Below are 17,381 nucleotides of genomic sequence, written 5' to 3' on the forward strand. Positions count from 1 at the left end.
ACTGCAACCATCGTTGCTCATGCCAGGAGTGGACAACGGCGGCGAGAGACAGGGGAGTTCGGCCTCGCGCCGCAGCGTCACGCCGCAACCTCACCGCCAGTCGAGGTCCGCCGGATCGACGTCGATGTGCCGGACGCCGTCGGCCCGCTCGGGAGGCGGGCTCATGCGGTAGGCGCCGAAGTCGGTGGAGTCCCGGAAGGCGGGCAGGCGGTACAGGTCGCGTGCGTACGCCCACAGGTGCGGGAAGGCCCGGAGACCACCGCGGCAGATGCCGCCGACCGGGTTGTAGGCGAGGTCGAACCGGGCGAGTGTCGGCCAGAGCCGGACGTCCGATTCGACCACCGCGTCACCGAGCAGGTATCTGCGGTCCGCGAGCCGGGCGTCGAGCGCCTCCAGCGCCTGGCACACCCGCTGTCGCGACGACTCGTACCCGGCCTGCGTCCCGGCGCCGTCGACGCGGTACACCCCGTCGTTGACGTTCTCGTAGAGGTACTCGTTCAGCTCGTCGATCTCGGAGCGGAGCGGTTCCGGACGGAGGTCCGGCCCCGGAGCGGCCCACGCGTCGAAGGCGGTGCACAGGTCGGTGGTGATGTCGCCGGAATGGTTGCTGACGATGCGGCCGGTGCGGCGGTCCCACAGCACGGGGGTGGATATGTGGCCCGGATAGCCGGGCTCGGTCGCCTCGTACGCGTCAAGGAGCAGCCGGAACCCCCTGACCGGGTCAGGGCCTCGGCGTTTCCTGAACGCCCATCCCCTGCCGTCCCGTTCGTCGTCCACGTAGGACAGCGTGACGACCTCCTCAAGCCCCTTCAGCTTGCGCACGATGGCGGCACGCTGTGCCCAGCCGCAGCTCCACGCGGCCCAGAGGTGGTAGCGGCCCGGTTCGGCGCGGTACCCGCTGCTGCCGTCGGCGGTGATCCTGCCACGGAACGGGTAACGGGGACGCTGCCAGCCCTCGGCACCCTCGGCCACCCTTCCGGGTCCGTACGGACCGTACGTTCCGATGTCCGCCGGGCTGGCGAAGGCCGGGGCGCCGCTGTCCGCGGGGCCGGTGGAGACGGGGATGCCGCTGTCCGCGGGGCCGGTGGAGACGGGGATGCCGCTGTCCGCGGTTCTGGTCATGTGAGCACCTTCTCGGGCAGGTCGGGTACGGCGGAGAGCAGTTCGCGTGTGTAGGCGTGGCGGGGCTCGGTGAAGACGTCCTCGGTGTCGCCCGTCTCCACGGCGCGGCCGTCCTTGAGCACCACTACCCGGTCGCTGACCTCACGCACCACCCGCAGGTCGTGGGAGATGAACAGACAGGCGACACCGTGCTCGGACCGCAGCCGGTCGAGAAGCCGCAGGATCTCCGCCTGGACCGTGACGTCGAGCGCGGAGACCGGCTCGTCGCAGATGAGGACGCGCGGCCGCAGCGCCAGGGCACGGGCGATGGCGACGCGCTGGCGCTGTCCGCCGGACAGACGCAGCGGCCTGCGTTCGAGCAACGCGGCGCCGAGGCCGACCTGTTCGAGCAGTTCCGCCGCTCGTTCCCGTCGCGACGCCCGGGAGGGCTTCCGGTCCCGGCCGGCGATGAGGGCCTCCTCCAGCACCCGCCGGACGCTGAAGCGGGGGTCGAAGGAGCCCAGCGGGTCCTGGTGCACGGTCTGGACGGACCGCCGGGTCTCCCTGCGTTCCCGGGCCGTCCGCTCCTGCCAGGTCCGGCCGTCGACGAGCAGTCGGCCGTCGTCGGGCCGGATCAGGCCGGTGACCAGCCGGGCGAGGGTGGTCTTGCCGGAACCCGACTCGCCCACGAGGCCGAGAGTCTCGCCCGCGCGCAGCGAGAAGGACACGTCGTCGACGACGCGCCGTCCGTCGTACGAGGCGTACAGCCCCCGCGCTTCGATCAGCGGCGTTCCGTCGCCGGCCGCCGAGCCGGTGGGCGCGGCGGCCGGCGACGGACGCGCGACGTGGTCCCGGGCGCGCCGCAGCCCCGTGGGCACGGCATCGCGCAGCTGCCGGGTGTACGGGTGCCGCGGGGTCGTGAGGAGCCGGCGGGCGGGACCCTCCTCGACGACGAGGCCGTCCTTCATCACCATCACCCGGTCGGCCAGCTGCGCCACCACGGACAGGTCGTGGCTGATGAGCAGCAAGGCCGTACCGGCCGCCTTTCGCTCGGCGAGCAGTCGGAGGATCTGGGCCTGGACCGTCACGTCGAGCGCCGTCGTGGGCTCGTCCGCGACGATCAGCGGAGGGTCACAGGCCAGCGCGCAGGCGATGAGAGCACGTTGCCGCAGCCCCCCGGACAACTGGTGCGGATACTGCCGGGCGCGCAGCTCGGGCTCCGGAGTGCCCGTCAGGCGCAGCAGCTCGACCGCACGGGCGGCGGCCTCCTCGCGCGAGAGGGGTCGGTGCAGCCGCAGGGCTTCGGAGATCTCCCGGCCGGTGCGGCGCAGCGGGTCGAGGGACACGAGGGCGTCCTGCAGGACGAGGCCGATGTGCCGGCCGCGTACGGCGCGCCATTGCCGGTCGCTGTAGCCGGTCGCGTCCTTGCCCGCGACGCGCAGCGTCTCGGCGGTGACGCGGGCGTCCGGCCCGGCGAGACCGAGGAGGCTGCGAGCGGTGACGCTCTTGCCCGACCCGGACTCGCCCGCGATCGCGAGGCACTCCCCCGGACGCACGGTGAACGAGACGTCCCGTACGGCGTGGGCCGGTGCGCCCCGCTCCCCCGGGAACGCCACGGACAGCCCGCGGACTTCGACGAGCGGCTGGTCCTGCGGCGGCGTACGGCTCACGTGGGCCTCCCTTCCAGGCGCCGCTGAAGCCAGCGGCCGGTGACGACGGTCGACAGCACCGTCGCCGTGATGGCGAGGCCCGGGAACACCGCGACCCACCAGGCGATGCCGAAGTAGTCCCGTCCGCCGCCGAGCATCGCGCCCCACTCGGGCGCGGGCGGCTGCGGGCCGAAGCCGAGGTAGCTCAGCGAGGAGACCGCGACGATCGCGGTGCCGACCTCGATGGTGGCGAGCACCAGGATCGGCCCGAAGGCGTTGGGCACGATGTGCCGGAGGACGATGACCGGCTCCCGCAGGCCGAGCGACCTGGCGGCCTCGACGTAGCCGGAGTGCCGGATCGCCAGGGTCTGCACCCGGACGAGCCGCGCGTACAGCGGGATGCTGTAGACGGCGATGGCGTACAAGGTTCCCACGGCGCCGGGCCCGGTGACACCGAGGATCAGCAGAGCGAGCAGCAGACTCGGCAGCGCCAGGACCATGTCGGCCAGCCGCATGACGACCTCGTCGGCGACGCGGCCGCCCAGTCCCGCCAACAGGCCGAGCAGGGTGCCGCACACGACGGCGAGGGCGGTGGCTCCGATGCCGGTCAGCAGTGAGGGGCGCGCTCCGTGGACGATGCGCGTGTAGACGTCCCGCCCGTTGGCGTCCGTGCCCAGCGGGTGGTCGGCGCCGGGCGGTCGCAGGGTCTGGCTGATGTCCGAGGCGGTGGGCGAGCCGTCGGCCAGCAGGCCCGGGACGGCCGCGGCGAGCGCGATCAGGACGAGGAACGCCATGGCGGACCACAGTCCGGGACGGATGCGCGGCGCACGACGACGGGGTGCGCGGACTCGGAGCGGTGCCGGGATGGTCACGCGGTACCTCGCAGGCGGGGGTCGACGATCCGGTACACCAGGTCGAGCAGGGCGCTGACGGTGACGTACACGGCCGCGCTCAGCAGCACGACCCCCATGACCACGGGCATGTCCTTGTCCTGGACGGCGGCGAGGACGAGCCGGCCCACGCCCTGGCGGTTGAAGACCTGCTCGATGACGACCAGCGCCCCGATGAGGCTGCCCAGCATCCAGCCGGCCAGCGTGACGACGGGCAGGAGTGCGTGCCGCAGCGCGTGCCGCAGCCGGACTCCGGCGTCAGACATGCCGCGGGCTCGCGCCGTGAGGACGAACGGTTCGTCCAGGGCGATCTCCAGTCCTTCGCGCATGACCTGGGTGAGGAGCGCGGTCAGTGGCACCGCCACGGCCACGGCGGGCAGCACGAGGCCCGCCAGGCCCTCGCCCCCGGCCGCCGGGAACCAGCCGAGCCGGAAGGAGAAGAAGGTCAGGAGCAGGATGCCCACCCAGAACGTGGGTACGGAGACGCCGACCAGCTCCACGCCCGAGGAGAACCCGCGCAGCCACCGGGCCCGGCGGGCGGTGAGCAGGGCGAGCACCGTGGAGGCGACCAGGGCGAGTGCCAGGGCCGTCAGTGCGAGGGCCATGGAGTCGCCGACCTGGGAGCCGACCGCGGAGGCCACGGACTGGTGCAGCTGGTAGGAGTGCCCGAGGTCACCGGTCGACACGTTCCCGAGGTAGGTGCCGTACTGGACGAGGAAGGACTGGTCGAGCCCGTGGTCCGCGACGATCTGCGCCCGGACCTGCGGCGTGACGGTGCTGGTGCCGATCAGCGCGTCCTCGACGCTGCCCGGAGTGAGCCGGAGGGCTGCGAAGGAGACGGTGACCGCGCCCCACAGGACGAGCACCGAGGTACCCAGGCGGACCAGGACCGCGCGCAACCGACGGTGTCGCACGGTCGTCACGGGGCCCGCCAGGCGTCGTCGAAGGTCGGGTACGCCTGCGGGTCCCAGCCGAGGCCCTGCACCTTGTCGGAGACGCCCACGACCACGTTGGTGACGTAGACGGGGAAGGCGGCCGACTCGGCGGCCACCCGGCCCTGCACCCGCCCGTACAGCTGCTCGCGCCGCTCCGGGTCCGAGACCGTGAGGGCCTCCTCGAGCAGGGAGTCGGTCTCCTCCTCGTCGTACCGGGCGGCGTTCTGACCGAACGTCTCGGGGGTGGCGATGCTGTCCGAGTGGAAGAGGCTCCGCAGGGCGTCACCGTCGGCGCGGGTCCAGCTGAGGTCCATGAGGTCGTAGTCGCCCTTGGAGTACCGCTGGATGAGTTCGTTGAGGGTGCCCTCGACGAGCTTCAGCTCGATGCCCAGTTCCTTCGCCTCGGCCTGGATCTGGGCGGCGAGGGTGGAGCGCTGCTCCCGGGCGCCGCTGGCCTGCACGAACGGCCAGCGGACGGTGAGGCGGCTGCCTTCCTTCGTCCGGTATCCCTGATCGTCGCGCTCGTCCCAGCCCGCCTCGTCGAGGAGCCGTGCGGCGCCCTTCGGGTCGTACCCCAGCTTCCGCGGAACGGGGGGAGCGCCCGGGGTGCTGGGGGACAACGGCGCGTGGGCCCGGTCGAACACGCCGAAGTAGAGCTCCTTGACGACGGTGGTGAAGTCGATGCCGTCCCGGAACGCCCGGCGGACCCTGGCGTCCTTGAAGACACCGGCACCGGTGTTCGGGTAGTAGGTGTACGCGCCGCCCGGTGCCTGGTGCTTCGCGGTACGCAGCCGCGGGTCGGCGTCCACCTGGCGGACGGCGGACGGCGGCACCTGCGCGATGGCGTCCACCTGGCCGCTGGTCAGTGCGCCCACCCGGGCGGAGTCCTCGGTGACGACCTGGAGTTCGAGACCCTTCAGCCGGGCGGGGCCTTTGCGGCTCGTGGTCCCGGGTGCCCAGTCGTAGGCTTCGTTGCGCTGGTACTCGGCGCCCTTGCGCGGGGTGAAGTTCTTCATGACGAACGGCCCCGAGCCGACCAGCTTCCGGGCGATCGACTCCGCCCCCCGGCGCAGCGCCGCGGGCGACTGGATTCCGAGGTAGGCCGTGGAGAGCGCGGCGAGGAACGGCGCGTGCGGACGCTCCAGGGAGACCGCGACGGTGTGTGGTCCGGTCACCTTCGTGCCCCGGTAGGGCTCGATGTAGCCGGCCGCCATCTCGGACTTCGTCTTCGGGTCGACGACGTGGTCGAGGTTGGCCTTGACCGCCTCCGCGTCGAACGGCGTCCCGTCGTGGAACGTGACCCCTTCCCGCAGGGTGAACGTGTACGTCTTCCCGTCGGCGGAGACGCTCCAGGACCTGGCCAGCCAGGGACGGATCCGGCCGTCCGCGTCCATCGAGACGAGCGAGTCGAGCACGGGCCGCGCGAAGAGCGCGGTGACGTCCTGCGGGCTGGCGTGCGGGTCGAGGTTCACCGGTTCGGAGTTGACGGCGTAGGTGAGGGTGCCGCCGCTGACCGGCCGGCCCGGGTCCGCGCCCCCCGCGGCGCCGCTGTCACAGGCGCTGAGGAGGAGTGCGGAGCCGGCGAGCAGGGCGAGGGTTCTGAGCGGGCGGTATGCCTTCATGAGGAGTGTCTCCTGGCGTAGCGCGTGGGGCGGTGGACGAGGTGTCCAAGCGGCGTCAGCCCTTGGCCAGTGCCTCGCGGACCGCCGGGACGATCTCGGTGGCCCAGCGGCCCAGCGAGACGTCCGTGGGCGCGGGATCGGCGAAGTCGAAGAACACGAACCCGTCGGCGCCGTGTTCGAGGACGGCGCGGGTGAGTTCCTCGACCCACTGGCCGACGGAACCGCCGGCCCAGCGGCCGTCCTCGTCCCGGGTCCGGGGCAGCGGATGGTCGGTGATGCGACCGGGGAGGTTGAAGATGGTCTCGATGTCCGCGGGGTCGCGGCCCGCCGCGGCCGCGGCCTCGTCGATGCGCGGCCGGGACTCGCGGTACAGCTCGCTCGCCCAGTCGGAGGCGTGCCCGGGGAACCACCCGTCGGCCACCCGCCCCGTGGCGGCCAGGGACTTCGGGCCGACGGAGCCGGTCCAGACGGGTGGGGCGGGGACCGGGGACGGCTCGGCCCGGTCCAGGGAGGTGAACTCGCCCTCGAACGTGACCGGTGCTCCTCCCCCGGAGAGCTTGCGGATCACGGTGACCGCCTCTTCCAGCGCCCGGACGGCCTGACCGGGGGTGAGCCGGGGCACGCCCAGGCGCACGATGTCGTCCCAGGAGCCGCCTGCCCCGAGCCCGAGCGCGACCCGGCCGCCGGAGAGTGCCGACAGCGAGGTGATCGAGCGGGCCAGCATGGGGGCGGGGCGGCTCGGCAGGTTGGTGACGTTGACGGCACCGGTGAGGTGGGAGGTGCTGCCGAGGACGACGCCGAGGACGGCGTACGCGTCGAGCCTGCCGCCCACGTGGGGGTGGTCGGAGAGGGTGAAGAGGTCGAGTCCGGCACGGTCGGCCTGAACGGCGTACCGGAGCACGTCGGCGGAGTCCCCGACTCCGGCGCTCCAGGGACCGAATCCGAACCGGACGGTACGTGCGGATGCCGACATGGCTGCCTCTCTCTGTGCCCAACACCGGTGCGCGCGAGGAGGTGAACGACCTTCGCGGTGTTCGTAAGCCTTGTCGCTGCCCGTGTGCGGCTCAAGAGAGGGCGATGCAAATGTTGACGCGGTTACGTCAGGTGAACGTCATGCGGCGTCGGGCACGCCCGGCCTCGACGATCCGGTCAGCGCGGCAGGTAGCCGCGCAGGAAGGCCCGGACGCCGGAGCGGATGAGACTGCTCACCTCTTCGGGAGGCAGCGGCAGCGCTCCGTAGTAGGAACGGTCGATGATCTCTCCCGAGATCAGCTGGAGGAAGTGCACCGCGGCCTGGCGCGGGTCGTCGGTCCGCAGCATGCCGTCGTCCGCCAGGCCTTGGAAGCGCTCCCCGAGGGCGCGCTCGACCCGCAGCGGCCCGGCCTCCTCCCATGCCTTCAGGAGCTCGGGTGGCAGGTGCCCCACCTCCGCCCGCAACTGCCTCACCAGCGCGAAGTGGTCGGGGAAGGTGCCGAGCGGCTCGACCCAGGCCCGTCCGAAGTCGACGAGGTCGTCCTCCAGGTCGGTGACCTTGCGCAGCCAGCGGTCGATCACGTCGAGCTGCGCGTCGTGGATCTGGACCGCGCCCTCCTCGACGATGATGCGGAACAGCTCGGCCTTGCCGTTCTCGAAGTGGTTGTAGATCGTCCGGGTGGAGACCCCCGCCTCCTTGGCGATCGCGTCGACGCTGGTACGCGTGTACCCGTCACGACCGAAGACCGTGCGGGCCCCGCGCATGATCGACTCCCGCTTCTCCACCATCCTGCCTGCCACGAAGCATCCTTTCTCAAGCCCTTGTGTCCACGGCGGCCGTGACAACGGGACACCACGGCATCGTATGCAATGGCCGGGCCCGCTCAGGCCCGCACGGCGTCCCCGTGCGGGCCTGAGCGGGCTCGGCACTCCGCTCAGGCCCGCACGGCGTCCCGTGCGGGCCTGAGCTCGGCACTCCGCGCACCGTCACACCGTGGCGAGTCCGAGGACCACCGGGGCCGCCGCCAGCAGGACGAGGACGACCGGCACCGGAGCGCCCTTGGCGTCCTTGACCCGCAGGTGGGAGATGACCGCGCCGATGAAGAAGAGCACCACACCGATCGCGGCGGCGATGCCCAGCGGCCGGTAGAAGATGCCGATCAGCAGGCCCACGGCTCCCGCGAACTTCAGCAGGGCCAGCACGGGGATCCAGCTCTTCGGCACGGCCAGCCGGTCGAGTGTCTCCATGATGTCCTTGTCCTTGACCAGCATGCTGCGGCCGGAGAAGACCAGCAGGATCGACAGCAGGACGGCGACGACGACGTAAGCGATGAACACAGTTCCTCCAGGAAGCGGATAAACGGGCGGATACGGGTACGAGTACGGGTACGGGTACGGGTCGAGGGGATCTCGCGGTGGAGCTGTCGCGGATCAGGCGGGGGGCAGTGACGCCGCGTCGAGCCGGTTCAGCTCGTCGGCGCCGAGCAGGATCGAGGCGGCGGCCACGTTCTCCTCCAGATGCGGCACCCGGCGGGTACCGGGGATCGGGACGACCGGGGTGCCCCACACCTGCGCCTGGTGGTGCACCCAGGCCAGGGCGATCTGGCCGGGCCTGGCGCCGTGTTCCGCGGCGATTTCCCGCAGGGCGGCGGGGAGGTCCTCACGGCCTGGGAAAGTGTGGGCGAACTGCGCCGTCGTGTCCGGCCCGCCGTTGAGCAGCCCGCGGCCGTTGGGCGAGAACGGCACCACTCCGACGCCTAGTTCGGCGCAGACGGACACCATCGACTCGATGCGCCGGGCGCCCAGGGACCATTCGGACTGCACGGCGGAGATGGGAGCCACGGCGTGGGCACGGCGCAGCTCGTCGCCGCTGACCTCCGAGAGCCCCAGGTGGCGCACCTTGCCCTGGGTGACCAGCTCGGCCATCGCACCGACGGTTTCCTCCAGGGGAACGTCCACGTGCGGCCGGGCCAGGTAGTAGAGGTCGATGACGTCGGTGCCGAGACGGCGCAGACTGGCCTCGCAGGAGGAGCGGACGAAAGCGGCGTCGCCCCGCATCCGCCACCCCCCGTCGGGGGTGAAGACCACGCCGAACCGGGTGCACAGCACCGCTTCGTCGCGTCGACTGCCCAGAGCCTGGCCGACGATCTCCTCGTTACGGCCGCGGCCGTACATGTCGGAGGTGTCGATCATGGTGGCGCCGAGGTCCAGCGCGTGGTTGACGATGGTGCTCGCCTCGGCCCGGCCGGCCGCGGCGGCCGATTCGGTCATCCGCATGCAGCCCAGGCCCTGGAGGGGAACCACGAGGCCGGTGCCGCCCATGGATGTCGTCGGCAGTTTCGTGAGCACAGCTGTCACTCCTTCTCGTTGGCGGCGGTGCCGGCCGGCTGCGGGGCGGGCGCGGGGTCCTCGCGGTGCGCGGCTCGGGGGCCGATCAGGCGGTGGACCACCAGGGCCGACACCGCGCACAGGGCGGCGACCGCCCACAGCACGACATGCCAGGCTTCGGTGTACTTCGCGGTCAGGAACTCGGTGCGGCCCTCGCCCAGGTCGCCCGCGGCGATCCGGCCGGCCACCTCGCGTCCGCCCACGGACGACTCCATCAGGGTGATCAGGAGGGCGCCGAAGATCGCGAGGACCAGGGCGTTGGCACCGCCGCGCATGGTGTTCAACAGCCCCGACGCCATGCCGACCCGGTCGGGGGCGACGTGTTCCATCGCCTGCGCGTCAATGAGGGCGGCGGCCATACCGTTGCCGACGCCGAGCAGCACCAGCGGTCCGACCAGGTTGGCGACGCCCGAACCAGGGGCGAGAACGGTGAGCCAGGCGTTGCCGCCGGCGATCAGCCCGATCGCCAGGATGATCAGCAGCCGGGGTGGCGTGCCCTGGTTGACCAGCTTTCCGGCCAGGGGTGGCACCAACAGGACGGGCAGGGTCATCGCCAGCATCATGGTGCCGGCGTCTCCGGCGGAGTAGCCACCCGCACCCTGAAGGTACGTCGGCAGATAGACCAGGACCCCGACCGTGCCGACGGCCGTGGTGAGCGCGGCCAGCAGCCAGCCCGTGAACGGACCGCCACGGAGCAGGTCCAGGTCGAGGACCGGCGTATGGGCGCGCCGCTCGACGACGACGAACAGCACGAACATCAGCAGACCGGCGCCGACGCAGCCCAGCACCTTCGGGCTGGCCCAGCCGGACGAGGCCACCAGGTTGGTGCCGTACATCAGGCCGATGATGCCGAGCATGAAGGTCAGGCTGCCGGCCAGGTCGAACCGGGAGCGCTGCTCGGCCGCGGACTCGGACATGAACAGCGTGCCCGCCACGAGCAGCACGCCCGCGGCGGCGAACACGGCGAACATCTCACGCCAGCCGACGGTGCTGACCAGCCAGCCCGCGAAGGTCGGTCCGAAGGCGAGGCCGACCCCCACGGTGGTTCCGACCATGGCGAAGGCCCTGATCCGGGCGGCGCCCTGGAAGGTGCTCGCCAGGATGGCGCCCCCGCCCGCCATCACCCCCGCGGCCCCCACCCCTGACAGGGTGCGGGCCGCGTCGAGGACCAGCACGTGCGGGGCCAGAGCGGCGCCGAAGGTGCTGAGCGCGTAGAGCGCGGCCCCGACCCGGAAGATCCGGCGCCGGCCGAACAGGTCGCCGAGTGATCCCGCGACGAGCATCAGGCACGAGGCCGCGAGGAAGTAGCCCGTGACCACCCATTGCAGGGCGCCACCGCTGCCGCCGATGTCGGCGGCGATGCGAGGCAGCGCGACGCTGGTGCCGGACATGGCCATCGGGACGATCAGATAGCCGAGGAGGACGGACCCGAGGGCCAGCCCGGCCTTGACCCTCCCGATGGGAGGAGGGGGCGCCCCTGAGGGCAGCTCGGTGCCGTCGAGCTTCCGTGATTGGCTCATAAAGGTAAAGTACAACCTGTATGGGAGTCAGTAAAGTGTTCGTTGTAAGGGCAGGGAGCTAACGTAGCGGTTCACGAGGAGGCGCCACGATGACCGACACCGGCGAGCCCGGTCGAACACGACCTCGCAAGGGATACCCGGCGAAGCGGCGGGCCATCCTGCGTGCGTCGCGGAAGGTATTCGGCCAGGCCGGCTACGGGGGCGCGAGCATCGACGAGATCGCCGCCAAGGCGAGTGTCTCCACCCGCACGATCTACAACCACTTCGCCAGCAAGGAGGAGTTGTTCGCCACCGTCGTCAAGGACAGCACCGAACAAGTGGCCGCATCGCACGAGGCGATGACCCTGCGCCACCTCGGCGGCGTCTCGGCCGGCGATGATCTGGAGGCCGACCTGATCAGGCTGGCCAGGGACTGGGTGCGGCCCCGGCCGGAGTTCACCGACCACTTCGCGATCGTCGGCCGGATCAGCACCGCCGGCGACGACTTCCCGCCTCATCTGCGCGAGACCTGGCAGAAGGCGGGGCCGCTGCGCGTCCAGCGCATCCTCGCCTCCTGCATGGCCCGCCTCGCCGAACGCGGGCTCCTGAGGGTCCCCGACGTCGACTTCGCGGCCCAGCACTTCGTGGTGCTCGTGACCAACACCTGGGGCCGGGGCCCGGCCGGTGCGGACGCGATGTGCGAGGAAGAACTGGTCGCCATGGTGACGGCCGGCGTGCGCGCGTTCCTGTACGGGTACCTGCCCCGGAGCTGAGGCGGCGCGGGTGGGGGACCGGCCGCCGCGCCCCCCACCCGCCCGGTGCCGGCCCGCCCCCGCTCCCCGGCCGCCCCCGGGTCAGTGACCGGCGGCCGGCCGCTGCCCGGCGTGCCACACCAGGTCGAAGGCGAACCTCCTGATCCGCCAGCCGGCGCCGGTGCGTACGAGGTCGGCCTCGTAGTGGCCGCCGATCTCGAAGTGCTCGGCCGCCGGCTCCTCACGCCTGCTGACGTGCACGGCCATCAGGTGGGCCCGTACCCGTGCCCGGTCGTGGTCGCCTTCCGGGTAGAGCTGGACCTCGTAGTTCCCCGCGAGGTGATGGGTCCGCTCGAAGTTCGTACGAGCCATCTTCTGGAAGCCCGCCAGCCCCTCGAAGCCCTTGTACTCACCGAAGGGAAAGGAGAGATGGACGTCGTCGGTGAAGACCGAGCCGAACCAGGTGTCCTCGTGGCGGCTCCGGTCGAGGTGGATGACGTAGAGGTCGCACACCTCCGTCACCTCGGCGCGGTCGGTGAGCCGCAGTATCCGGGTGTGCAACTGGTCGAATGCGTCGGGCGTGGTCATGACAGTCCTCTCAGAGGGTGCGGGCACGGTGGTGGGCGGCTGCGGAGCGCCAGCCGTGTGGGGCCACGTAGGCGGCGGTGCGCTCCGGCCGCTGCCACCGGGCCGTCGCCCGATGACGGCGGGACAGGTCGTCCGGCTCGACGCCGGCCGCGGCGGCCCGGGACATCAGGACGGCTGTGAGGGCGGCCAGTTCCTCGGCGTCGGGAGCGCCCCGCTCGATCCGGAACAGGCTGCTGGGGGCATCCACGTCGGACGTGTGACGCATGGTCAGTTCCTCCTGGCGGCAGGGTCGGACATCACTGGGGCGGGTTTCCGTGCTTGCGGTGCGGCAGATCGACGTCCTTGGTGACGAGCATGGAAAGCGTTCGGCAGAGCACCGAGCGTGTCTCCCGTGGGTCGATCACGTCGTCGACCAGGCCGCGCTCCGCGGCGTAGTACGGGTGGACCAGTTCGCGCCGGTACTCCTCGATCTTCTCGGAGCGTGTCGCGTCCGGGTCCCGCGCGGCGGCGATCTCCCGGCGGAAGACCACGTTGGCCGCGCCCTCGGCGCCCATCACCGCGATCTCGTTGGAGGGCCAGGCCAGCGCGACATCCGCGCCTATGGACCGCGAGTCCATGACGATGTAGGCGCCACCGTAGGCCTTGCGGAGCACCACCGAGATCCGCGGGACGGTCGCGTTGCAGTACGCGTAGAGCAGCTTCGCGCCGTGGCGGATGATCCCACCGTGCTCCTGGTCGACACCCGGCAGGAAGCCCGGCACGTCGACGAGGGTCACCAGCGGGATGCTGAAGGAGTCGCAGAACTGCACGAACCGCGCCCCCTTCTCGCTGGCCCCGATGTCCAGTGCGCCCGCCATGGACAGGGGCTGGTTGGCGACGATGCCGACGACGTGGCCGTCCTGCCGGGCCAGCGCGCAGACGATGTTGGGCGCCCAGGAGGCGTGCACCTCCATGAACTCGCCGTCGTCGACGACCTCCTCGATCACCGCACGGATGTCGTAGGAGCGGTTGCCGTCGGCCGGGACCAGGTCGAGCAGCGCGTCGCCGGGTCGGTCCACCGGGTCCTCACCGCGTACCCGGGGCGGCAGTTCCCGGTTGTTGGAAGGCAGCAGGGACAGCAGGTAGCGGACCTCGGCGAGGCAGGTCTCCTCGTCGTCGTAGACGAAGTGCGCCACACCCGAGACGCCGGCGTGCACGTCCGCGCCGCCCAGTTCGTTCTGCGTGACCTGCTCGCCGGTGACGGCCTGGACCACGTCGGGCCCCGTGATGAACATCTGGGAGATGTCCCGCACCGCGAAGACGAAGTCCGTCAGCGCCGGCGAGTACGCGGCACCTCCGGCACACGGACCGAGCATCACGCTGATCTGCGGGACGACCCCGGAGGCGCGGGTGTTCCGCCGGAAGATCCCGCCGTACCCGGCGAGTGCCGAGACACCCTCCTGGATCCGGGCGCCGGCTCCGTCGTTGAGCGAGACGATAGGGGCGCCCGCGGAGATCGCCATGTCCATCAGCTTGTGGATCTTCTGGGCGTGGGCCTCGCCCAGGGCGCCGCCGAAGATGCGGAAGTCGTGGGCGTAGACGAAGACGGTGCGCCCCTCGACGGTGCCCCAGCCGGTGACCACACCGTCGGTGTAGGGCCGCTTGGCCTCAAGGCCGAAGCCGACCGCCCGGTGTCGGCGCAGCGCCTCCACCTCGGTGAAACTTCCCTTGTCGACGAGGAGTTCGATGCGCTCGCGCGCGGTCAGCTTGCCCTTCGCGTGCTGTCGTTCGGTGGCCTTCGGATCAGGGCCCCGGTGGGCTTCCTCCTTGACCCGGAACAGTTCGTCGAACCTGTCGGTCGTAGTCGTCATGGCCTCGGCCATGTCTCCCCCTGTCGTCGTGGTCGGGACGGGCTTGGTCCGGGCCGGCCGGGTGCCGGCACTGCCGTGCTCAGGGCCGGCTCGACCCCACCGAGCAGCTCGGCAGCCTGACGGGCCGGAAGGTGCAGGAACGCGTGGGGCAGTTCGCGCAGAACGGCTCGGCCGGGGCCGGTGCCGGCGGCGAGGGCCCAGGCGGCCGCGTGGTCCGGGCAGCCGGGCAGATCCGCCACCGACCAGCCCCGCGCGCCGTCCGAGCGGCCTGAGGCGTGGTGTACGCCCAGGTAGGGGGCCGCGCCGACGCCGTGGCTCAGTCCGGTGCCGATCCCCTTGAGCAGGGCTTCCTTGCGGGTCCACAGCTCGGCGAACGCGCGGGGCCGCGCCGCCGCCGGCAGGTCGAGCAGCTCCCGCTGCTCCCTCGGGTGCAGGACCGGCAGGCACAGTTCCACGGTCCGGGCGGTCGGTAGCCGCTGCACGTCCACGCCCACCGGTGTCCGGGCGATGCCGATCAGGGCGAGGCCGTGGCTGTGGGAGAGCGAGAAGTGGAGCCCCGGCGGACCGGCCAGCACCGGACGCCCGTGCGGCCCCGCACACCGCGGGCAGGCGTCCTGGCGCAGATCCAGGAGAGCGGGGGCGATGCCGGTGTACGCCGACAGCAGCCGGCGCAGGGCCAGGTGCGCGCGGACGTAGAGCAGCCGCCCGGCGGGCCGGACGAAGGCGGCGGCCCGCCGCCGCTCCGACGGGCTCAGCTCCGCCGCGGCGGCCGCCGGCACCCGTGTTCCCTCAGGCGTGTCCAGCGCCCACAGCTGCACATCGTCGGCCGGCGCCTCCACGCGGGGGCCGGCGGGGAGATCCCGTGGGTAGGTCATGTGCCGTTCTCCGTCGGGTGCACAACCTTGGACGCGGGGACGGGCCGCGGGTCCGGCGCCGGTCGGGACCGGCGCTCCACGACCAGGGCGACCAGCGCGGCCGCCGTGGAGACGAGGCCACCGACGACCAGCCCGGAGCGGGCGCCCAGCACCTCGGCGAGGAGGCCCACCAGCAGGGCGCCCAGCGGGGTGGAGCCCTGGAGGATCAGGGTGTAGAGGGCCATCACCCGTCCCCGGTAGCCGGGGTCGCTGCCGAGCTGGATGCGGTGGTTGGCGGCCTGCACGAAGTAGGTGGACGCGAAGCCGGTGAGGCCCAGCAGGACCACGGCCGAGGTGAAGTCGGGCGCCCCGCCCGCCGCGGTCTCCAGCAGGCCGAAGGCCAGCGCGGACACCAGGACCGTGCGGGCCGGTGGCCGGCCCCGGCGGCCGGTACCGGCCAGCGCGGCCAGCAGGGAGCCGGCCGCCAGCGCCGAGGTGAGCAGCCCGAAGGCGGTGGCGTCGGCGTGGAAGACGGTCTTCGCCATCAAGGGGAGGGTCAGCTGGAAGTTGAGACCGGCCAGGCCGATCACCGCGACCAGGAGCGTGGGTGACAGCAGATCCGGCCGGCCCGCCACGTACCGGAGTCCGTCGAGGACACCGCCCCGCCCGGCGGGCCGCTCGGTCCGGTGCAGCTCGGAGGTGCGCATCAGCCGCAGACCGACCACCGTGGCCAGGTAACTCACCGCGTTGAGCAGCATGACCGGGCCGGGCCCCATCACGCCGATCAGCAGTCCCGCCAGGGCCGGTCCGGCCACCCGGGCCGTGTTGAAGTAGGCCGCGCTGAGCGCGGAGGCGTTGGGCAGCAGCCGGGTGCCGACCAGTTCGCTGACGAAGGCCATCCGGGCCGGTATCTCGAAGGCGTTGACCGTGCCGAGTGCGAGCGCGAACAGGTGGATGTGCCACAGCCGGGCCTCACCGGTCAGTTCCAGCACCGCGAGTCCCAGGGCGAGCGCGAGGGAGACGAGGTTGGCGACGGTGAGCAGCATCCGCTTGTCGTAGCGGTCGGCGAGCCGCCCGCCGTACAGGGTGAACAGCAGCAGTGGACCGAACTGCAGTGCCGTGACCACGCTCAGGGCCGCGGCCGAGTCGTCGCTGAGGGCGAGGACCATCCAGTCCTGGGCCACGACCATCATCCAGGTGCCCGCGGCGGACACGAGCTGGCCGGCCGCGAAGAGACGGAAGTTGCGCACCGACAGGGAGCCGAACACCGTGGTGTGATGCCGTCTGAACATGCCGCCGCCCTCAACGTCCGGGCGGAGCGCTCTCGCGCAGGGCGAGGCACTCCTCCAGGAAGCCCAGAGCGCGCAGATGGTACGAGCGGGCGGCCCAGCCGAGGCTGACGTTGTGTCCGGCGCCCTGGAGCCGGTCGATCGTGACGGAGCGTGCTCCGGCCAGGTGTCGTCGCAGCTCGGCCACGGCCTCCTCGTCGTGCCGCCACCACGCCTCGTACTGGGCGAAGGTGAGGCGCACCGGTACCCGAACCCGCCCGGCGACCGAGGCGAAGAGCTCCGGCCAGGCTCGGGCCTCCCGGCGCTCCAGCAGCGGCATCGGGGCCACCCGCGCGCCGCTGTCCTGGAACGCGCCCGGCGGGTAGAGGCACAGCTTGCCCCAGGTCAGGGGCCAGGAGCCGTGGCCGGACTCGTCCGGAAGGGCGTCGAGCGGTACGGCGTACCGGTGCCCGGAGCCGGAGATGTCCAGGCCCAGCAGCCCGTGGCCGGCCTGGCGGGCGGCGGCGGTGAGGGCGAGCTTGCCGCCGTAGGAGTGGGCGAGCAGGAAGATCCCGGCGCCCGTGGGACGGGTCGCGGCATAGTCATCGAGGGCGGCGGCCAGACGGTCCGCCTGGTCGGCGAGGCGCAGACCGTCGGGCAGGACGGCGGCGGAGGCGCCGTAGCCGGGCCGGTCCGGCGCGAGGACGGTGTAGCCGAGCCGGGCGCCGAGGGCGAGCAGGGACTGTCCGGGGTGCGCCTGTCCGTCGAAGTAGCCGGAGTTCATGCCGCCGCCGTGCAGGGCGACGACGGTGGCACGCGGAGCGGTGTGCTCAGGCTCGGCGAGCAGCGCGGACAGGCCGAGGCCCGCCGCGTCCAGGGTGATCCGGCGGACGCCGGGTGACAGGGCCGGCACGGCCGGGAGCACTGCGGGGACGTGCGTCGTCATCGGTTCCTCGCCTCTCCTCGGGGGCGGCACGGCGTCGGGCCGGCGGCCGTCCCGCCCGGGCTGCTCC

17 protein-coding genes are annotated in these 17,381 nt (G+C 72.2%); 1 reads left to right on the forward strand and 16 read right to left on the reverse strand.

Going from position 1 to position 17,381, the window contains the following annotated elements; genetic code table 11:
* Window positions 1–90 precede the first annotated feature (90 nt).
* The 10 genes from ACH4KB_RS07530 to ACH4KB_RS07575 form a co-directional block, all read right to left on the reverse strand.
* Entirely contained in the window at window positions 91–1,122 is a 1,032-nt protein-coding gene (locus ACH4KB_RS07530) for a glutathione S-transferase C-terminal domain-containing protein (RefSeq protein ID WP_398064557.1), read from the reverse strand.
* Entirely contained in the window at window positions 1,119–2,771 is a 1,653-nt protein-coding gene (locus ACH4KB_RS07535) for a dipeptide ABC transporter ATP-binding protein (protein WP_398064559.1), read from the reverse strand. The genes ACH4KB_RS07530 and ACH4KB_RS07535 overlap by 4 nt, the downstream gene beginning before the upstream one ends.
* Window positions 2,768–3,544, reverse strand: a complete 777-nt coding sequence (locus tag ACH4KB_RS07540) for an ABC transporter permease (protein WP_398064561.1) — start codon at window positions 3,542–3,544, stop codon at window positions 2,768–2,770. Before ACH4KB_RS07540 ends, ACH4KB_RS07535 begins: the two co-directional genes overlap by 4 nt.
* A gap of 74 nt (window positions 3,545–3,618) precedes the next feature.
* Window positions 3,619–4,563: an ABC transporter permease gene (locus tag ACH4KB_RS07545; protein WP_398064563.1), complete on the reverse strand. Its 945-nt coding sequence runs from the start codon at window positions 4,561–4,563 to the stop codon at window positions 3,619–3,621.
* Window positions 4,560–6,197: an ABC transporter substrate-binding protein gene (locus ACH4KB_RS07550; protein WP_398064565.1), complete on the reverse strand. Its 1,638-nt coding sequence runs from the start codon at window positions 6,195–6,197 to the stop codon at window positions 4,560–4,562. Before ACH4KB_RS07550 ends, ACH4KB_RS07545 begins: the two co-directional genes overlap by 4 nt.
* A 55-nt stretch (window positions 6,198–6,252) precedes the next feature.
* The gene (locus tag ACH4KB_RS07555) at window positions 6,253–7,170 is read right to left on the reverse strand and encodes an LLM class flavin-dependent oxidoreductase (protein WP_398064567.1); all 918 of its coding nucleotides are present in this window, start codon (window positions 7,168–7,170) and stop codon (window positions 6,253–6,255) included.
* A 176-nt stretch (window positions 7,171–7,346) separates the two neighbouring features.
* Complete coding sequence (locus ACH4KB_RS07560; protein WP_398064569.1) at window positions 7,347–7,970, reverse strand: TetR/AcrR family transcriptional regulator; 624 nt, start codon at window positions 7,968–7,970, stop codon at window positions 7,347–7,349.
* A gap of 186 nt (window positions 7,971–8,156) precedes the next feature.
* Window positions 8,157–8,507, reverse strand: a complete 351-nt coding sequence (locus ACH4KB_RS07565; RefSeq protein ID WP_398064571.1) for a DoxX family protein — start codon at window positions 8,505–8,507, stop codon at window positions 8,157–8,159.
* Window positions 8,508–8,600: 93 nt separating this feature from the next.
* The gene (locus ACH4KB_RS07570) at window positions 8,601–9,518 is read right to left on the reverse strand and encodes an aldo/keto reductase (RefSeq protein WP_398064573.1); all 918 of its coding nucleotides are present in this window, start codon (window positions 9,516–9,518) and stop codon (window positions 8,601–8,603) included.
* A 5-nt stretch (window positions 9,519–9,523) separates the two neighbouring features.
* Window positions 9,524–11,077 (reverse strand): MFS transporter, encoded by a 1,554-nt coding sequence (locus tag ACH4KB_RS07575; RefSeq protein WP_398064575.1) that lies wholly within the window; start codon window positions 11,075–11,077, stop codon window positions 9,524–9,526.
* Window positions 11,078–11,166: 89 nt separating this feature from the next.
* On the opposite strand from ACH4KB_RS07575, the gene ACH4KB_RS07580 reads away from it, so the two are divergent.
* Window positions 11,167–11,829: a TetR/AcrR family transcriptional regulator gene (locus ACH4KB_RS07580; protein ID WP_398064577.1), complete on the forward strand. Its 663-nt coding sequence runs from the start codon at window positions 11,167–11,169 to the stop codon at window positions 11,827–11,829.
* Between the two features lie 81 nt (window positions 11,830–11,910).
* Here ACH4KB_RS07580 and ACH4KB_RS07585 read toward each other — a convergent pair whose 3' ends face one another.
* Genes ACH4KB_RS07585 through ACH4KB_RS07610 form a run of 6 tightly spaced genes read right to left on the reverse strand, consistent with a single transcriptional unit; the run spans window position 11,911 to window position 17,314 of the window.
* Window positions 11,911–12,396, reverse strand: a complete 486-nt coding sequence (locus tag ACH4KB_RS07585) for a nuclear transport factor 2 family protein (RefSeq protein WP_398064579.1) — start codon at window positions 12,394–12,396, stop codon at window positions 11,911–11,913.
* 10 nt (window positions 12,397–12,406) lie between these two features.
* Entirely contained in the window at window positions 12,407–12,661 is a 255-nt protein-coding gene (locus ACH4KB_RS07590; protein ID WP_398064581.1) for an acyl-CoA carboxylase subunit epsilon, read from the reverse strand.
* 31 nt (window positions 12,662–12,692) lie between these two features.
* Window positions 12,693–14,246, reverse strand: coding sequence for an acyl-CoA carboxylase subunit beta (locus ACH4KB_RS07595; RefSeq protein WP_398064583.1), 1,554 nt, complete (start codon window positions 14,244–14,246; stop codon window positions 12,693–12,695).
* Window positions 14,243–15,121 (reverse strand): 4'-phosphopantetheinyl transferase family protein, encoded by an 879-nt coding sequence (locus ACH4KB_RS07600; protein WP_398064585.1) that lies wholly within the window; start codon window positions 15,119–15,121, stop codon window positions 14,243–14,245. The genes ACH4KB_RS07595 and ACH4KB_RS07600 overlap by 4 nt, the downstream gene beginning before the upstream one ends.
* On the reverse strand, window positions 15,118–16,392 hold the full coding sequence (locus ACH4KB_RS07605; protein ID WP_398064587.1) for an MFS transporter: 1,275 nt from the start codon (window positions 16,390–16,392) through the stop codon (window positions 15,118–15,120). The genes ACH4KB_RS07600 and ACH4KB_RS07605 overlap by 4 nt, the downstream gene beginning before the upstream one ends.
* A 10-nt stretch (window positions 16,393–16,402) precedes the next feature.
* Window positions 16,403–17,314, reverse strand: a complete 912-nt coding sequence (locus ACH4KB_RS07610; RefSeq protein WP_398064589.1) for an alpha/beta hydrolase — start codon at window positions 17,312–17,314, stop codon at window positions 16,403–16,405.
* Window positions 17,315–17,381 lie beyond the last annotated feature (67 nt).

Origin of the sequence: Streptomyces sp. NPDC017520 (assembly GCF_044329855.1) — a bacterium.
GTDB lineage: Bacteria > Actinomycetota > Actinomycetes > Streptomycetales > Streptomycetaceae > Streptomyces.